The sequence below is a fragment of the Streptomyces sp. NPDC051364 genome (genome assembly GCF_040682115.1).
In the GTDB taxonomy this organism is placed as follows: domain Bacteria; phylum Actinomycetota; class Actinomycetes; order Streptomycetales; family Streptomycetaceae; genus Streptomyces.
In genome coordinates, this window is sequence record NZ_JBFBAH010000002.1 from 353,176 (window position 1) to 369,625 (window position 16,450).

The window sequence follows — 16,450 nt, forward strand, 5'->3', positions numbered from 1 at the left end:
CCGAGACTCGCGGCCCGAGACGCCGCGGTCGCAGCGGCGTACGGGCTACCAGCCCGCGGCATCACCGGTCAGTTCCCGGATCGCGGGCCGGGCCGCGTCCAGCACGGTCATGAACCAGGCGGAGAACGGCGCCTCGGCGTGCCGCTTGGCCAGCTCCTCGGGGGTCACGAACGCGGTGTCGCCGACCTCCTCCGGATCCGGCCGCAGCTGCGCCTGTGCCAGTCCCACGAAAAGGTGGTTGTACTCCTGCTCCACCAGACCTGACGCGGGGTCCGGGTGGTTGTAGCGGACGGTCCCCGCCTCTGCGAGGAGCGAGGGCGACAGGCCCAGCTCCTCGTAGGTCCGCCGGGCCGCCGCCGCGAACGGAGACTCCCCGGGGTAGGGGTGGCCACAACACGTGTTCGACCAGACGCCGGGGGAGTGGTACTTCCCGAGGGCCCGCTGCTGGAGCAGCAGGCGGCCCTGCTCGTCGAAGAGGAACACGGAGAAGGCCCGGTGCAGCAGGCCGGGCGCCTGATGGGCGGAGAGCTTCTCCGCCGTGCCGATGGTATTGCCGGACTCATCGACCAGTTCGAGCATGATCGGTTCCTGAGTGCCGGTGCCGGGGGACGCGGTGTTCGCGGCGGTGGCTGGTGTGGTCGGCATACCCATCCTTCGCTTCGGACTTCGGCCTTCAGTCTGCCGTACAAAAGAGGCTTGTCCCCACTTCGGCGATCCGCGCATGTCCGCCCCCGCCGCGTGGTAAGCGGCGAGGGGCAGATCACACGAGCGGTCAGATCCCGAAGGGCGCCGGGTACGCGATGGTGCCCTGCGGGACGGGCGCGGAGGCGTCCAGCAGCAGCGCCATCATCGCCTCGTCGGGCACCTCGAACGGCGCCCGGATCCCGAACCGCGAAGCCGGTACGAAGCCGAAGCGCGGGTAGTACGCCGGGTGCCCGAGGACCAGGACCAGCGACTCCCCCTGCTCCTCGGCCGCCGTGAGCAGTGCCCGTACGACGGAGCTGCCGGCGCCCTGGCGCTGGTGCGCGGGATGGGCCGCGACCGGAGCGAGGGCGAGGGCCGGGACCCCGTCGACCTCGCAGCGGGTCAGCAGGGCGTGCGCCGCCACGGACCCGTCCGGGCCCTCGGCCACGTACGACAGCCCCGGCAGCCAGGAGGCGTCCGCGCGCAGCGCGTCCACGAGGTCCGCCTCCAGCGGGGTCTCGAACGCCGCGCGGTTGACGGCGCGTACGGCGGCCGCGTCGGCCGGCGTCTCGGGCCGGGTGCGCCAGGCGCTGCGGGTGTTGTCGGTGTTGTTCTTGTCACCAGTGATGTCGGTCAACGTGAACCCTTTGGGAAGGGACTCCGGCCGACGCGGCGGATCGGTGTGATCAGGCCTGGCCGGACGCCCGGAAGCAAGAGGGGATGAACCGGAGTTCGCCGCGCTCGGCAGCGACCACTGCGACGGTCATCGACCCACCTCCTTCCCGCTCGGCTGTTCCGACGGTTCCACAAGACGTTTCACCCTGACATCCAGGCGGTTTATGGTATCTGGACGTGATCGTCAATGATGATCGCGCCAGGGCCCGTGGCCCCGGAATATTCGGCTTGTCGGGGAGTAAACGGGTGGTGAACCCCGGCTTCCTTTCATCCGATAGCCTCTGCCGACGTGCCGCCGCCCCCACCAGGCGGCCGTCCAGTGTTCGCTGCAAGGAGTGAGTTCGTCTGTCGACCGTCATCCTCACCGGCCTGCCGGTCCCCGGATCACCGCTCACCGACGAGCTGCGCTCCCTTGGCTTCGACGTCCGCCCGGCCGCCGGGCCTGAAGACACCGCCGCGGCGCTGGCCGGCGTACCCGCCGACCAGCGTGTTGCCGTCGTCGACAGCGCCTTCGTCGGGCACGTCCACGCGCTGCGGCTCGCGCTGACCGACCCGCGCTTCGACGCCTGCGCAGTGACCGGCGCCCTCGCCGTCCAGCCCGGCGCCCGCGCTGCCCTGGACAAGGCCGCGGCCCTTCCGGCGCAGGGGGACGGCCCGTACGCGGACCGGCTCGCCGCCGCCGTCGAGGCCGCCGGGACCACCGTCCAGCGCCCCGAGCTCGGCACCCTGGTCGCCGCCGTGCCCGCCACCGGCGCGGAGCGCGCCGCGGCGGACGCCGCCGTCGCCGCCGTCGACGACGAGGCCGTGCGCCTGCGCACCGCCGTGAAGTCCCGCGACGGGTTCTTCACCACCTTCTTCATCAGCCCGTACTCGCGCTACATCGCCCGCTGGTGCGCCCGCCGCGGCCTGACCCCGAACCAGGTCACCACCGCCTCCCTGATCACCGCGCTGATCGCGGCCGGCTGCGCCGCCACCGGCGAGCGCTGGGGCTACGTCGCCGCCGGCGTGCTCCTCCTCGTCTCCTTCGTCCTGGACTGCACGGACGGGCAGCTCGCCCGCTACTCGCTGCAGTACTCGACGATGGGCGCCTGGCTCGACGCGACCTTCGACCGTGCGAAGGAGTACTCCTTCTACGCGGGCCTCGCGCTCGGCGCGGCCAGGAACGGCGACGACGTGTGGGCCCTCGCGCTCGGCGCGATGATCCTCATGACCTGCCGGCACGTCGTGGACTTCTCCTTCAACGAGGCCAACCACGACGCCACGGCCAATACGAGCCCCACCGCGGCCCTGTCCGACAAGCTCGACAGCGTCGGCTGGACGGTCTGGGTCCGGCGGATGATCATCCTGCCGATCGGCGAGCGCTGGGCCATGATCGCGGTGCTCACCGCGGCCACCAGCCCCCGGATCGTGTTCTACGCCCTGCTCATCGGATGCGCCTTCGGCGCGCTCTACACCACCGCCGGCCGGGTGCTCCGCTCGCTGACCCGGAAGGCCAAGCGCACCGACCGGGCCGCCCAGGCGCTGGCCGACCTCGCCGACTCGGGCCCGTTGGCCGACCTCGCGGGCCGTGTCGTGGGCCGGATGGCCCCCGGCGCCGGGATCGCCGCCGCCGTGATCGGCTCGGTGGCCCTGCTGTGGACGGCCTGGGCGTACGAGTTCGGCGCCCGCCAGGTGATCATCGCCGCCGTGTTCTACGCCGTGCTCGCCGGAGCGGCCGTCGCCCGCCCCCTCAAGGGCGCCCTCGACTGGCTCGTCCCGCCCGTGTTCCGGGCCGCCGAGTACACCACCGTGCTGGTCCTCGCTGTCAAGGCGGACGTCACCGGGGCCCTTCCCGCGGCATTCGGACTGGTCGCGGCGGTCGCCTACCATCACTACGACACGGTCTACCGCATCCGCGGTGGCTCGGGCGCGCCCCCGCGGTGGCTCGTGTGGACGATCGGCGGTCACGACGGCCGGGTGCTGCTGACCGTGGTCCTGGCCTCCGTCCTGGCGACGCGCGCCACGGACTTCCCCGTCGCGCTCACGGCCCTGGCCGTGTTCGTGGCACTCGTGGTGCTCGTGGAGAGCATCCGCTTCTGGGTCTCCTCCGGGGCACCCGCCGTACACGACGAAGGAGAACCAGCATGATCGGCCTTGTACTCGCTGCCGGTGCCGGACGCCGCCTGCGTCCCTACACCGACACCCTGCCCAAGGCCCTCGTGCCCGTCGGCCCCGAAGGCGACGAGGAAAGCCTGACCGTGCTGGACCTCACCCTCGGCAACTTCGCCGAGGTCGGCCTCACCGAGGTCGCGATCGTGGTCGGCTACCGCAAGGAAGCCGTCTACGCGCGCCGGGAGGCCCTGGAGGCCAAGTACGGCGTCAAGATCACGCTGATCGACAACGACAAGGCCGAGGAGTGGAACAACGCCTACTCCCTGTGGTGCGCGCGTGACGTCCTGAAGCAGGGTGTGATCCTCGCCAACGGCGACACCGTCCACCCGGTCTCCGTGGAGCGGACCCTGCTCGGCGCCCGCGGCAACGGCCAGAAGATCATCCTCGCGCTCGACACGGTCAAGAGCCTGGCCGACGAGGAGATGAAGGTCGTCGTCGACGGCGCCAAGGGCGCGCGGAAGATCACCAAGCTGATGGAGCCGTCCGACGCCACCGGCGAGTACATCGGCGTCACGCTCATCGAGCCGGAGGCCGCCGAGGCCCTCGCCGAGGCGCTGAAGACCACCTTCGAGCGCGACCCCGACCTGTACTACGAGGACGGCTACCAGCAGCTCGTCAACGACGGCTTCGTCATCGACGTGGCCCCCATCGGCGACGTCAAGTGGGTCGAGATCGACAACCACGACGACCTCGCCAAGGGCCGGACGATCGCATGCCAGTACTGACGAGGCTCATCCCCTCCCCGGTCGTCGTCGACATCAGCCGCGGCGCCATGGACGACCTGGCAGGCCTCCTGGCCGACCAGCGGATCTCGGCGTCCGGCAAGCTGGCGATCGCGATCAGCGGCGGCTCCGGCCAGGTGCTGCGCTCCAAGCTGGAGCCCGTACTGCCGCACGCCGACTGGTACCCGGTCGTCGACGGCACGATCGACTCCGCCGTGAAGCTGGCCGACGACATAAAGGGCCGTCGCTACGACGCCGTGGTCGGCCTGGGCGGCGGCAAGATCATCGACGTGGCGAAGTACGCCGCGGCGCGGGTCGGGCTGCCCATGGTGGCCGTCGCCACCAACCTGGCGCACGACGGCATCTGCTCGCCCGTGGCCACGCTGGACAACGACAACGGCCGCGGCTCCTACGGGGTGCCCACGCCGATCGCGATGGTCATCGACCTCGACGTGATCCGCGACGCCCCGGTGCGGTTCGTCCGCTCCGGCATCGGCGACGCGCTCTCCAACATCTCGGCCATCGCCGACTGGGAGCTCTCGCACAAGATCACCGGGGAGCCCGTGGACGGCCTGGCCGCCGCCATGGCCCGTACGGCCGGCGAGGCCGTCCTGCGCCACCCCGGCGGCTGCGGCGACGACACGTTCCTCACCGTGCTCGCCGAAGCCCTGGTGCTCACCGGCATCGCCATGTCGATCAGCGGGGACACCCGGCCGGCGTCCGGCGCCTGCCACGAGATCAGCCATGCCTTCGACCTGCTCTACCCGGGGCGCTCCGCGCTCCACGGCGAGCAGGTCGGCCTCGGCGCCGCCTTCGCGATGTTCCTGCGCGGCGCCGACGAGCAGGCCGGGCTGTTCGTCGAGTCGCTCCGCGGTCACGGACTGCCCGTGCTGCCCGCCGAGATCGGGTTCAGCGTGGACGAGTTCGTCGCGGCCGTCGAGTACGCCCCCCAGACCCGTCCGGGACGCTTCACGATCCTGGAGCACCTCAATCTGTCCGCAGCCGAGATCAGGGACGCTTACGCCGACTATGCCAAGACCATCCGTAGCTGAACTCCGGCCCGTCGTTCACCCGCCGGGCGTCAAGGACCGGCGCAGTGGCGAGCACTGGGGCGGTCGCCTGTACATGCGCGAGATCTCCCTGCGCATCACCCGGGTCCTGGTGAACACCAAGGTCACGCCCAACCAGCTGACCTACGTGATGACCCTCGCCGGTGTCCTGGCCTGCCCGGCGCTGCTGGTGCCGGGCATCTGGGGCGCCGTCCTCGGCGTGGTCGCGGTCCAGATGTACCTGCTGCTCGACTGCGTCGACGGTGAGGTCGCCCGCTGGAAGAAGCAGTTCTCCCTCTCCGGGGTGTACCTGGACCGGGTCGGCGCCTACCTGTGCGACGCGGCGGTCCTCGTCGGATTCGGCCTGCGCGCCTCCGACCTGTGGGGCACCGGGCGGATCGACTGGCTGTGGGCCTTCCTGGGCACCCTCGCGGCCCTCGGCGCCATCCTGATCAAGGCCGAGACCGACCTGGTCGGCGTCGCCCGGCACCAGACCGGCAAGGCGCCCGTCGCGGAGGCCGCCGCCGAGCCGCGCTCCTCCGGCATGGCGCTCGCCCGCCGGGCCGCGTCCGCGCTGAAGTTCCACCGGCTCGTCCTCGGCATCGAGGCCTCGCTGCTCATCCTGCTGCTGGCCGTCCTGGACCAGATGCGGGGCGACCTGTTCTTCTCCCGGCTCGGCGTCGCCGTACTGGCCGGCATCGCCATGCTCCAGACCGTGCTGCACCTGGTCTCGATCCTGGCCTCGAGCAGGCTCAAGTGACGACGGCGATGCGGCTGGGCGCCGTGATCATCACCATGGGCAACCGGCCCGACGAGCTGAAGGCGCTCCTCGACTCGGTGGCCCGCCAGGACGGCGACCCGATCGAGGTCGTCGTCGTGGGCCAGGGCGTCCAGGTCACCGGGCTGGCCGATCTGCCGCCGGGTGTGCGCACCGTGGACCTGCCCGAGAACCTGGGCATCCCCGGCGGCCGCAACGTCGGCATCGAGGCCTTCGGCCCCGGCGGCCGCGAGGTCGACGCCCTGCTCTTCCTCGACGACGACGGGCTGCTGGAGCGCACGGACACCGCCGAGCTGTGCCGGCAGGCCTTCGCCGAGGACCCGAAGCTCGGGATCGTCAGCTTCCGGATCGCCGATCCGGAGTCCGGCGAGACCCAGCGCCGGCACGTGCCCCGGCTGCGCGCCGCGGACCCGATGCGCTCCTCCCGCGTGACCACCTTCCTGGGCGGCGCCAACGCCGTCCGTACGGAGGTGTTCGAGCAGGTCGGAGCGCTGCCGGGCGAGTTCTTCTACGCGCACGAGGAGACCGATCTGGCCTGGCGGGCGCTCGACGCAGGGTGGCTGATCGACTACCGGGCGGACATGGTGCTCCTGCATCCGACGACCGCCCCCTCCCGGCACGCGGTCTATCACCGTATGGTGGCCCGTAACCGGGTGTGGCTCGCCCGCCGCAACCTGCCTGCCCCGCTGGTCCCGGTCTACCTGGGCGTCTGGCTCCTGCTGACGCTGCTGCGCAGACCGTCGGCGCCGGCGCTCAAGGCCTGGTTCGGTGGGTTCAAGGAGGGCTGGACCACCCCCTGCGGTCCCCGGCGCCCCATGAAGTGGCGTACGGTCTGGCGGCTGACCCGGCTGGGTCGACCGCCTGTCATCTGACACGCCCGCGTCTGAGAACATGACGCGATCACGGAACATGCGTGATCCCGAACATACAAGATCACGGGCCGAGCGCCCCAGGCCCGATGCCACCTTCTGCCGCATCTTGAAGACGGAAAGTTTCAACTTGTGAGTGACACAACCCAGGATGGCGCCCTCGCCACGAGCAAGCCGCCGTCCGAAGACGCGGGGCTGAGCCCCGCGGAGCTCGCCGGGAAGTACGGCCTGTCCGTCAGCGGTGCGCGGCCGACCCTGGCCGAGTACGTGCGGCAGCTCTGGGACCGGCGCCACTTCATCATGGCGTTCTCCCGGGCCAAGCTGATGGCCCAGTACAGCGAGGCGAGGCTCGGCCAGATCTGGCAGGTGGCGACCCCGCTGCTCAACGCGCTGGTGTACTACCTGATCTTCGGTCTGATCATGAACGCGGGCCGGGGCATGGAGAAGGGGGTCTACATCCCCTTCCTGGTGACGGGCATCTTCGTCTTCACCTTCACGCAGAGCTCGCTGATGGCGGGAGTCCGGGCCATCCCCGGCAACCTCGGCCTGGTCCGCGCCCTGCACTTCCCGCGCGCCTCCCTGCCGATCTCCTTCTCGATGCAGCAGCTCCAGCAGCTGCTGTACTCGATGATCGTCGTGGTCGTCGTCACGGTCGGCTTCGGCAACTACCCGAGGCTGTCGTGGCTGCTGGTCATCCCGACCCTGGCGCTCCAGTTCGTCTTCAACACCGGTCTCGCGCTGGTCTTCGGGCGGATGGGTTCCAAGACCCCCGACCTCGCGCAGCTGATGCCGTTCCTCACGCGTACGTGGATGTACGCCTCGGGCGTCATGTTCTCGATCAGCGGGGCGCTCGAGGACAGGCACGTGCCCGCGTGGGTCACGGACGTGCTCCAGTGGAACCCGGCAGCGATCTACATGGACCTGGTCCGGTTCGCGCTGATCGACGACTACGGCCGGGAGAACCTGCCGCCGCACGTCTGGGCCTTCGCCGTCGGCTGGGCCGTCGTGATCGGCCTCGGCGGTTTCGTGTACTTCTGGAAGGCTGAGGAGCGTTACGGCCGTGGCTGAGATCAACCGGGGCAACGTCCCCACCGTCATCGCCGACGACGTGCACATCGTCTACCGCGTCAACACCGGCAGCGCCGGCAGGGGCAGCGCCACCGCGGCGCTGAGCAAGATAATGCGCCGGGGCAAGGGCGATGCGCCGGGCGTCCGCCGGGTCCACGCCGTGCGCGGCGTCACCTTCACCGCGTACCGCGGCGAGGCCATCGGCGTCATCGGCTCCAACGGCTCCGGCAAGTCCACCCTGCTGCGCGCCATCGCCGGCCTGCTGCCCTGCGAGTCCGGCAAGGTCTACACCGACGGCCAGCCCTCGCTGCTGGGTGTCAACGCCGCACTGATGAACGACCTCACCGGTGAGCGCAACGTGGTCCTCGGCGGTCTCGCGATGGGAATGAGCCGGGAGCAGATCCGGGAGCGATACGACGACATCGTCGACTTCTCGGGCATCAACGACAAGGGCGATTTCATCTCCCTTCCGATGCGCACGTACTCCTCCGGTATGGCCGCGCGCCTGCGCTTTTCCATTGCGGCGGCGAAGGACCACGACGTTCTGATGATCGACGAGGCTCTGGCCACCGGTGACCGCAAGTTCCAGGTGCGTTCCGAGGACCGCATCCGCGAACTCCGTAAGCATGCCGGAACCGTTTTCCTGGTGAGCCACAACAACAAGTCCATCCGCGACACCTGCAGCCGTGTGCTGTGGCTGGAGAAGGGTGAACTGCTGATGGACGGGCCCACCGAGGAAGTCGTCTCGGCCTACGAGAAGGCGACCAGCGCCTGACGCGGTCCGTGCCGGCCCCCGTCGCCTCGAGCGGCGGGGGCTTCGGCATGCCCGGGACGCCCGGCGCCGACATTCGGTAGCGGAGCGAATACCCGAGAGGCTGCCGCGGCGTTGTACAGCGTAAGCTGGAGCAGGCCTCAATCGCGGTCAGAGGGGACGATTCCCCGCAGGTGAACAGCCTGGGGTACCCCGGGGAAAGTCCGGCGGCGTGTCCGAAATAGGATGTATTGGGTCGGCAGTGTAGAACGGGAGATGTGACGGCAATGGCTACGGGAATTCTCCGGCCCCCAGGCATTACAGCCGTCCCCCGCGCGGGCGGCGGGCGGTGACCCCCGGGCACGGTATCCGGCCACGGCGGGACGCGGCCCCCACAGCCCCCGACGCCCACGCGCGCGCCACCCTCGGCAAGGCGCGGACGGAGAACTTCCCCGTCGCCCCGTCCTTCCTCCCGCGCGCCTGGCGCGACGGCCTGATGGCGGTGTACGGGTACGCCCGCCTGGTCGACGACATCGGCGACGGCGACCTCGCCCCCGGCGGCCACGACGCCGTACTCCTCGGCCTCGACCCCGCCGCGGCGGACGACCGGCTCGCGATGCTCGACGCGTTCGAGGCGGACCTTCGTCGCGTCTTCGGCGGCTCCGACGGCCCGCCGCGGCACCCCCTGCTGCTGGCCCTCCAGCCCGTGGTCCGCGCCCACGGTCTCACCCCCGAGCCCTTCCTCGGGCTCATCGAGGCCAACCGCCAGGACCAGCACGTCGCGCGCTACGAGACGTATGGCGACCTGCTCGCGTACTGCGAGCTCTCCGCGAACCCGGTCGGCCGCCTCGTGCTGTCCCTCACCGGCACCAGCACCCCCGAGCGCATCCGCCGCTCCGACGCCGTCTGCACCGCCCTGCAGATCGTCGAACACGTACAGGACGTCGCGGAGGACCTCGGCCGGGGCCGCATCTACCTCCCGGCCGAGGACATGCGCCGCTTCCACGTGGCCGAGGCAGACCTGAAGGCCCACCACGCGGGAGCGTCCGTACGGTCCCTGGTCGCGTTCGAAGCCGAACGCGCCCGCGACCTCCTGAATGAAGGCACCTCGCTCGTGGGTAGCGTGCAAGGCAGGCTCCGGCTGTTGCTCGCGGGCTTCGTGGGAGGAGGGCGTGCCGCCCTGCGAGCCGTCACCGCCGCAGGCTTCGACGTACTCCCCGGCCCGCCCAAGCCCACCAGGAGCGGCCTGCTCCGCGAGGTGGCCACCGTCCTGCGCACAGCGCCGAGAAAGGGGTGAGCCCGACCGTGGAGGGTTCCGCACACACGTCCGCACCGTCCGCACCGGTGCTGGCGGCCTACAGCTACTGCGAGGCCGTCACCGGTTCGCAGGCGCGCAACTTCGCGTACGGCATCCGGCTGCTGCCCTCCGACAAGCGGCAGGCGATGTCCGCGCTGTACGCGTTCTCCCGGCGCGTCGACGACATCGGCGACGGCACGCTGGCCCCCGAGGCGAAGCTCGCCCGGCTCGAGGAGACCCGCGCCGTCCTCGGCCGGATCCGGGCCGAGGAGATCGACGAGGACGACACCGACCCGGTCGCCGTCGCCCTCGCCCACGCGGCCCGCCGCTTCCCGATCCCGCTCGGCGGACTCGACGAGCTCATCGACGGCGTCCTGATGGACGTCCGCGGCGAGACGTACGAGACCTGGGACGACCTCAAGGTCTACTGCCGCTGCGTGGCCGGAGCCATCGGGCGGCTCTCCCTCGGCGTGTTCGGCACGGTGAACACCGGAGGCCTCGGCGCATCCGACGCGGCACGCGCCGACGAGTACGCCGACACCCTCGGCCTCGCCCTCCAGCTCACCAACATCCTGCGCGACGTCCGCGAGGACGCCGGCAACGGGCGCACCTATCTGCCCGCCGAGGACCTCGCCAAGTTCGGCTGCCCGGACGGGTTCGGGAGCGACCGGATGCCCGCCGGGGCCGACTTCGCCGGACTCGTCCACCACGAAGTCCGGCGCGCCCGCGCCCTGTTCGTCGAGGGCTACCGGCTGCTGCCCATGCTCGACCGGCGCAGCGGCGCCTGCGTCGCCGCCATGGCCGGCATCTACCGGCGCCTTCTCGACCGGATCGAGCGGGAGCCCGAGGCCGTGCTCCGCGGCCGTGTCTCGCTGCCCACGCACGAGAAGGCGTACGTCGCCGTCCGCGGCCTGTCCGGCCTCGACGCGCGGACCGTCTCGCGCCAGAGCACGCGGAGGCGCATGTGACCCGGCCGACCCGCCCGACGTCCTGGCCGGGCGCCGGCGCAACCCCCGTGCGCGCGGCCGCGTCCCTCCAGGCGGGCGCCGCAGGCCACGGCACCGGGGAGGGCTCATGAGCGGCAGCGACAACCGCGCCGTCGTCATCGGCGGAGGCCTCGCCGGAGTGACGGCCGCCCTCGAACTCGCCGACGCGGGAGTGCAGGTCACCCTGCTCGAGGGCCGCCCGCGGCTCGGCGGGCTCGCCTTCTCCTTCAAGCGCGGCGAGCTCACCGTCGACAACGGCCAGCACGTCTACCTGCGCTGCTGCACCGCCTACCGGTGGTTCCTCGACCGCGTCGAGGGCGCCGCCCTCGCCCCGCTGCAGGACCGGCTCGACGTACCCGTACTCGACGTCGCACACCCCGGCGGACCGCGCCTGGGCCGGCTGCGCCGCACCGCCCTGCCCGTACCCCTGCACCTGGCGAGCTCCCTGGCCCGCTACCCGCACCTCTCGCTCGCCGAGCGCGTGAGCGTCGGCCGCGCCGCCCTCGCGCTGCGCCGGCTCGACCCCGCCGACCCGGCGCTGGACGGCCTGGACTTCGCGACCTGGCTCGGGCGGTACGGCCAGAGCCCGCGCACCATCGAGGCCCTGTGGGACCTCGTCGGCATCGCCACGCTGAACGCCACCGCCGAGAAGTCCTCGCTGGGCCTGGCCGCCATGGTCTTCAAGACCGGCCTGCTCTCCGAGAACGGCGCCGCCGACATCGGCTGGGCCTCGGTCCCGCTCGGCGACCTGCACGACACCCTCGCCCGCAAGCAGCTCGACGCCGCCGGCGTACGCACCGAATTGCGCACCCGCGTCACCTCCATCTCCCGTACGCAGGACGGGAACTGGCGCGTCGACACCGAGGGCGAGTCCCTCGACGCGGGCACCGTCGTCCTCGCCGTCCCGCAGCGCGAGGCCCACGGACTGCTGCCGCCCGGCGCGCTCGCCGACCCGGACAAGCTCCTCGACATCGACACCGCGCCCATCCTCAACGTCCACGTGGTCTACGACCGCAAGGTGCTCAAGCAGCCCTTCTTCGCCGCGCTCGGCTCCCCGGTCCAGTGGGTCTTCGACCGCACCGACGCCTCCGGACTGCCCGACGGCGGCCAGTACCTGGCCCTGTCCCAGTCGGCCGCCCAGGACGACATCGACGAGCCCGTCTCGGTGCTGCGCACGAAGTACCTCCCCGAGCTGGAACGGCTGCTGCCGGCCGCGCGGGGCGCCAAGGTACGGGACTTCTTCGTCACCCGGGAGCGGACGGCCACGTTCGCCCCCACCCCCGGCGTCGGCCGGCTGCGCCCCGGGGCGCGGACCGACACGCCGGGCCTCTACCTCGCCGGTGCGTGGACCGCCACCGGTTGGCCCGCGACCATGGAGGGCGCTGTCCGCAGCGGACTGAGTGCGGCGCACGCCGCACTCGCCGCACTCGGCCGCCACCGGGAGCACCCCCTGCAGGAGGCGGCATGACGATCACCAGCACGACCGCAGCAGCACGTACAGGAAACAGAGGAGAGCCAGTGAACCCGGGGAATCCGGCTGTGGAGAACACGGATGCCGGCAACGGCGCAGCCGGAGGGGGTGTGGAGAAGGCGGACACGATCGCCCTCCTGGAGCGCGGCCGCACGCTGTCGACTCCCGTGCTCCGCGCCGCAGTCGACCGGCTCGCGGCGCCCATGGACACCGTCGCCGCGTACCACTTCGGCTGGATCGACGCCCAGGGCAACGCGGCCGACGGCGACGGCGGCAAGGCCGTCCGCCCCGCCCTCGCTCTGCTCTCCGCCGAGGCCGCGGGAGCCGCGGCCGAGGTCGGCATCCCCGGCGCGGTCGCCGTCGAGCTCGTCCACAACTTCTCGCTGCTGCACGACGACCTGATGGACGGCGACGAGCAGCGCCGCCACCGCGACACGGTGTGGAAGGTGCACGGCCCGGCCCTCGCGATCCTGGTCGGCGACGCGCTCTTCGCCCTCGCCAACGAGGTCCTGCTGGAACTCGGCACCGTCGAGGCCGGCCGCGCCGCGCGCCGGCTGACCACCGCCAGCCGCAAGCTCATCGACGGCCAGGCCCAGGACATCTCCTACGAGCACCGCGAGCGCGTCAGCGTCGAGGAGTGCCTGGAGATGGAGGGCAACAAGACCGGCGCCCTGCTCGCCTGCGCGGTCTCCATCGGCGCCGTCCTCGGCGGCGCGGACGACCGTACGGCCGACAAGCTCGAGGAGTACGGCTACCACCTCGGCCTCGCCTTCCAGGCCGTCGACGACCTCCTCGGCATCTGGGGCGACCCGGAGGCCACCGGCAAGCAGACCTGGAGCGACCTGCGCCAGCGCAAGAAGTCCCTGCCGGTCGTCGCCGCCCTCGCGGCGGGCGGACCCGCCTGCGAGGAGCTCGCGCAGCTGCTCGCCGCCGACGCCAAGAGCAACGACTTCGAGAACTTCTCGGAGGAGGAGTTCGCGGCCCGCGCCGCGCTCATCGAGGCCGCGGGCGGGCGCGAGTGGACCGCCGAGGAGGCGCGCCGCCAGCACGCGATCGCCATCCGCGCGCTGGACGACGTGGACATGCCGCAGCGGGTGCGCGAACAGCTCGTCGCCCTCGCCGACTTCGTCGTCGTGCGCAAGAGGTGATCGCCACCCGAGCAGGGATATGACTCGCGAGTCGCCGGCCGGCGCCACCTGACAGGAGCGCCCGGCCGACGGCATACCCCAGCACAGCAGAGGACAACTGCCACGTAAGGGGAAGCCATGACAGCGACGACCGACGGTGCCGGTACCCCCGGCGCCGACCCGGATTTCACCATGCCGGACACGGTGCAGGGTGCGCAGGAGGCCGCCGCGCGGGCCACCCGGCACCTGCTTGCGCGCCAGGATGCGGCCGGGTGGTGGAAGGGGGACCTGGAGACCAACGTCACCATGGACGCCGAGGACTTGCTGCTGCGGCAGTTCCTCGGGATCCGGGACGAGGCCACCACGCAGGCCGCCGCCCGCTTCATCAGAGGCGAGCAGCGCGAGGACGGCACCTGGGCCACCTTCCACGGCGGGCCGCCCGAACTCTCCGCCACCATCGAGGCGTACGTCGCCCTGCGGCTCGCCGGCGACGCGCCCGACGCCCCGCACATGGCCCGCGCCTCGGCCTGGGTCCGGGCCCACGGCGGGATCGCCGCCGCCCGCGTCTTCACCCGGATCTGGCTGGCCCTGTTCGGCTGGTGGAGCTGGGACCACCTCCCCGAACTCCCGCCCGAGCTGGTCTTCCTGCCGCCGTGGGTGCCGCTGAACATCTACGACTTCGGCTGCTGGGCCCGCCAGACCATCGTGCCGCTGACCGTGGTCTCCGCCAAGCGCCCCGTCCGCCCGGCCCCGTTTGCCCTCGACGAGCTGCACACCGACGCGCGGCGCCCGTCCCCCGCTGCCAACCGCCTGGCCCCGCTGGTCAGTTGGGAGGGCGCCTTCCAGCGGATGGACAAGGTGCTGCACGTCTACCGCCGGTTCGCCCCGCGCCGGCTGCGCAAGGCCGCGATGGACACCGCCGCCCGCTGGATCATCGAGCGCCAGGAGAACGACGGCTGCTGGGGCGGGATCCAGCCGCCCGCCGTGTACTCCGTCATCGCCCTGCACCTGCTCGGGTACGACCTCGCCCACCCGGTGATGCGGGCCGGGCTGGAGTCTCTCGACCGGTTCGCGGTGTGGCGCGAGGACGGTCCCCCTGGGCCTGACGGCCAGGGAGGTGCCCCCACCCGGATGATCGAGGCCTGCCAGTCCCCGGTCTGGGACACCTGCCTCGCCGCCATCGCCCTGGCCGACGCCGGCCTGCCGCCCGACCACCCGGCCCTGGTGAAGGCCGCCGACTGGATGCTCGGCGAGGAGATCGTCCGCACCGGCGACTGGGCGGTGCGGCGGCCCGGACTCGCCCCGGGCGGCTGGGCGTTCGAGTTCCACAACGACACCTACCCCGACATCGACGACACCGCCGAGGTGGTCCTCGCACTGCGCCGGATCCGGCACCCGGAGCCGGCCGGGGTGGAGGCGGCCATCGCCCGCGGGGTCTCCTGGAACCTCGGGATGCAGTCGAGGAACGGGGCCTGGGGCGCCTTCGACGCCGACAACACCAGCCCCTTCCCGAACCGGCTGCCGTTCTGCGATTTCGGCGAGGTCATCGACCCGCCGTCGGCCGACGTCACCGCCCACGTGGTGGAGATGCTCGCCGTCGAGGGCAAGGCAGCCGACCCGCGGACCCGGCGCGGCATCGCCTGGCTGCTCGCCGAACAGGAGTCCACCGGCGCCTGGTTCGGCCGCTGGGGCACCAACTACGTGTACGGGACCGGGTCGGTGGTCCCGGCCCTGACGGCCGCGGGCTTCGCCCCGGCTCATCCCGCGATCCGGCGGGCCGTGCGCTGGCTGGAATCCGTACAGAACGAGGACGGCGGGTGGGGCGAGGACCAGCGCTCGTACAAGGACCCGGAGTGGGCCGGGAAGGGGGCCTCGACCGCCTCGCAGACCGCCTGGGCGCTCATGGCGCTGCTCTCGGCGGGGGAGCGGCACGGCAAGGCCGTCGAGCGGGGCATCGGGTACCTGGTGGAGACCCAGCGGGGGGACGGCTCCTGGGACGAGCCGTACTTCACCGGAACCGGCTTCCCCTGGGACTTCTCCATCAACTACCACCTGTACCGGCAGGTGTTCCCGCTCACCGCGCTCGGCCGCTACCTGTACGGGGAACCCTTCGCGCCCGGGGAGGCCTGATGGCCGACGCCGCCCGCGCCGACGGCCCCGAACCGTCCGAGCCGCCCGTACCGCTGCTGGTCGCCTGCGCCCTGCGCATCGAGCAGGCGGCCCTGCGCAGCGGCGGCGGCCGCGGCGCCGCCCGCACCGCACCCGGCTACTCCGTCCTGCGGACCGGCATGGGCCCGCGCGCCGCCGAGCGGGCCGTCGGCCGGGCGCTCGCCGAGCCGGGGCTGCACCGGGCCCCCGTCCTCGCCACCGGGTTCTGCGCCGGGCTGGTCCCCGGCATGAGCCCCGGCGACCTCGTCGTCGCCGAGGAGACCCGGGACCCGCGGGGCGCCGTCGCGTGCGCCGGCACCGCCCTGCTCGCCGAGGCGCTGGCCCGGGCCGCTCCGGGCCGGACCGTGCACACCGGCGCACTGACCGGATCCGACCACGTCGTCCGCGGCCAGGAACGCGCCCAGCTGCGCGCCACCGGCGCCATCGCGGTCGACATGGAGTCCGCGGCCACCCTGTGGACGGCCACCCGGGCCGCCGCAGATGGCTGGAACCGTCCGGTTGCGGCCGTCCGGGTGATCGTGGACGCTCCGGAGCATGAGCTCGTCCGTATCGGCACGTTCCGCGGTGGAATATCGGCCTTCCGCGTATTGCGTGCCGTACTGCCCGCGTTTCATGACTGGCACCGTTCTTTGCTGCTCCCCAGGAGGTGAGCC

16 protein-coding genes are annotated in these 16,450 nt (G+C 72.1%); 13 read left to right on the forward strand and 3 right to left on the reverse strand.

Features of this window, described 5'->3' with window-relative positions:
* Nucleotides 1-45 precede the first annotated feature (45 nt).
* The 3 genes from idi to AB0M76_RS05515 form a co-directional block, all read right to left on the reverse strand.
* Complete coding sequence (gene idi / locus AB0M76_RS05505) at nucleotides 46-645, reverse strand: isopentenyl-diphosphate Delta-isomerase (RefSeq protein ID WP_365951655.1); 600 nt, start codon at nucleotides 643-645, stop codon at nucleotides 46-48.
* 127 nt (nucleotides 646-772) lie between these two features.
* Nucleotides 773-1,321, reverse strand: coding sequence for an N-acetyltransferase (locus AB0M76_RS05510; protein ID WP_365951656.1), 549 nt, complete (start codon nucleotides 1,319-1,321; stop codon nucleotides 773-775).
* A 422-nt stretch (nucleotides 1,322-1,743) separates the two neighbouring features.
* Nucleotides 1,744-1,887 carry a hypothetical protein gene (locus AB0M76_RS05515; protein ID WP_365951657.1) on the reverse strand — a complete coding sequence of 48 codons (144 nt, stop codon included), beginning with the start codon at nucleotides 1,885-1,887 and terminating at the stop codon, nucleotides 1,744-1,746.
* A gap of 45 nt (nucleotides 1,888-1,932) precedes the next feature.
* Between AB0M76_RS05515 and AB0M76_RS05520 the strand changes: the two genes are divergently transcribed.
* From AB0M76_RS05520 to AB0M76_RS05580, 13 genes are all read left to right on the forward strand, one after another.
* Nucleotides 1,933-3,486 carry a DUF5941 domain-containing protein gene (locus AB0M76_RS05520; RefSeq protein WP_365951658.1) on the forward strand — a complete coding sequence of 518 codons (1,554 nt, stop codon included), beginning with the start codon at nucleotides 1,933-1,935 and terminating at the stop codon, nucleotides 3,484-3,486.
* Nucleotides 3,483-4,235: a phosphocholine cytidylyltransferase family protein gene (locus tag AB0M76_RS05525; RefSeq protein ID WP_266634967.1), complete on the forward strand. Its 753-nt coding sequence runs from the start codon at nucleotides 3,483-3,485 to the stop codon at nucleotides 4,233-4,235. Before AB0M76_RS05520 ends, AB0M76_RS05525 begins: the two co-directional genes overlap by 4 nt.
* Entirely contained in the window at nucleotides 4,223-5,284 is a 1,062-nt protein-coding gene (locus AB0M76_RS05530; protein WP_365951659.1) for an iron-containing alcohol dehydrogenase family protein, read from the forward strand. Before AB0M76_RS05525 ends, AB0M76_RS05530 begins: the two co-directional genes overlap by 13 nt.
* Complete coding sequence (locus AB0M76_RS05535; protein WP_365951660.1) at nucleotides 5,262-6,041, forward strand: CDP-alcohol phosphatidyltransferase family protein; 780 nt, start codon at nucleotides 5,262-5,264, stop codon at nucleotides 6,039-6,041. Before AB0M76_RS05530 ends, AB0M76_RS05535 begins: the two co-directional genes overlap by 23 nt.
* Nucleotides 6,038-6,931 carry a glycosyltransferase gene (locus AB0M76_RS05540; RefSeq protein ID WP_365951661.1) on the forward strand — a complete coding sequence of 298 codons (894 nt, stop codon included), beginning with the start codon at nucleotides 6,038-6,040 and terminating at the stop codon, nucleotides 6,929-6,931. The genes AB0M76_RS05535 and AB0M76_RS05540 overlap by 4 nt, the downstream gene beginning before the upstream one ends.
* A 129-nt stretch (nucleotides 6,932-7,060) precedes the next feature.
* Nucleotides 7,061-7,996: an ABC transporter permease gene (locus AB0M76_RS05545; RefSeq protein ID WP_365951662.1), complete on the forward strand. Its 936-nt coding sequence runs from the start codon at nucleotides 7,061-7,063 to the stop codon at nucleotides 7,994-7,996.
* On the forward strand, nucleotides 7,989-8,771 hold the full coding sequence (locus AB0M76_RS05550; RefSeq protein ID WP_365951663.1) for an ABC transporter ATP-binding protein: 783 nt from the start codon (nucleotides 7,989-7,991) through the stop codon (nucleotides 8,769-8,771). Before AB0M76_RS05545 ends, AB0M76_RS05550 begins: the two co-directional genes overlap by 8 nt.
* A 343-nt stretch (nucleotides 8,772-9,114) precedes the next feature.
* Complete coding sequence (gene hpnC / locus AB0M76_RS05555) at nucleotides 9,115-10,044, forward strand: squalene synthase HpnC (RefSeq protein WP_365951919.1); 930 nt, start codon at nucleotides 9,115-9,117, stop codon at nucleotides 10,042-10,044.
* On the forward strand, nucleotides 10,041-11,012 hold the full coding sequence (hpnD, locus tag AB0M76_RS05560) for a presqualene diphosphate synthase HpnD (protein ID WP_365951664.1): 972 nt from the start codon (nucleotides 10,041-10,043) through the stop codon (nucleotides 11,010-11,012). The genes hpnC and hpnD overlap by 4 nt, the downstream gene beginning before the upstream one ends.
* 106 nt (nucleotides 11,013-11,118) lie before the next feature.
* Nucleotides 11,119-12,498, forward strand: a complete 1,380-nt coding sequence (gene hpnE / locus AB0M76_RS05565) for a hydroxysqualene dehydroxylase HpnE (protein WP_365951665.1) — start codon at nucleotides 11,119-11,121, stop codon at nucleotides 12,496-12,498.
* The gene (locus tag AB0M76_RS05570) at nucleotides 12,495-13,649 is read left to right on the forward strand and encodes a polyprenyl synthetase family protein (protein ID WP_365951666.1); all 1,155 of its coding nucleotides are present in this window, start codon (nucleotides 12,495-12,497) and stop codon (nucleotides 13,647-13,649) included. The genes hpnE and AB0M76_RS05570 overlap by 4 nt, the downstream gene beginning before the upstream one ends.
* A gap of 117 nt (nucleotides 13,650-13,766) precedes the next feature.
* Nucleotides 13,767-15,758, forward strand: coding sequence for a squalene--hopene cyclase (gene shc, locus AB0M76_RS05575; protein ID WP_365951667.1), 1,992 nt, complete (start codon nucleotides 13,767-13,769; stop codon nucleotides 15,756-15,758).
* Nucleotides 15,758-16,447, forward strand: a complete 690-nt coding sequence (locus AB0M76_RS05580) for a 1-hydroxy-2-methyl-2-butenyl 4-diphosphate reductase (protein WP_365951668.1) — start codon at nucleotides 15,758-15,760, stop codon at nucleotides 16,445-16,447. The genes shc and AB0M76_RS05580 overlap by 1 nt, the downstream gene beginning before the upstream one ends.
* Nucleotides 16,448-16,450: the final 3 nt, after the last annotated feature.

Excerpts from the sequence above, each read along its gene's own strand:
- shc (WP_365951667.1), top strand. The coding sequence starts at position 13,767 with ATGACAGCGACGACCGACGGTGCCGGTACCCCCGGCGCCGACCCGGAT.
- AB0M76_RS05580 (WP_365951668.1), top strand. The coding sequence starts at position 15,758 with ATGGCCGACGCCGCCCGCGCCGACGGCCCCGAACCGTCCGAGCCGCCC.
- AB0M76_RS05535 (WP_365951660.1), top strand. The coding sequence starts at position 5,262 with ATGCCAAGACCATCCGTAGCTGAACTCCGGCCCGTCGTTCACCCGCCG.
- idi (WP_365951655.1), bottom strand. The coding sequence starts at position 645 with ATGCCGACCACACCAGCCACCGCCGCGAACACCGCGTCCCCCGGCACC.
- AB0M76_RS05525 (WP_266634967.1), top strand. The coding sequence starts at position 3,483 with ATGATCGGCCTTGTACTCGCTGCCGGTGCCGGACGCCGCCTGCGTCCC.
- AB0M76_RS05530 (WP_365951659.1), top strand. The coding sequence starts at position 4,223 with ATGCCAGTACTGACGAGGCTCATCCCCTCCCCGGTCGTCGTCGACATC.
- AB0M76_RS05570 (WP_365951666.1), top strand. The coding sequence starts at position 12,495 with ATGACGATCACCAGCACGACCGCAGCAGCACGTACAGGAAACAGAGGA.
- hpnE (WP_365951665.1), top strand. The coding sequence starts at position 11,119 with ATGAGCGGCAGCGACAACCGCGCCGTCGTCATCGGCGGAGGCCTCGCC.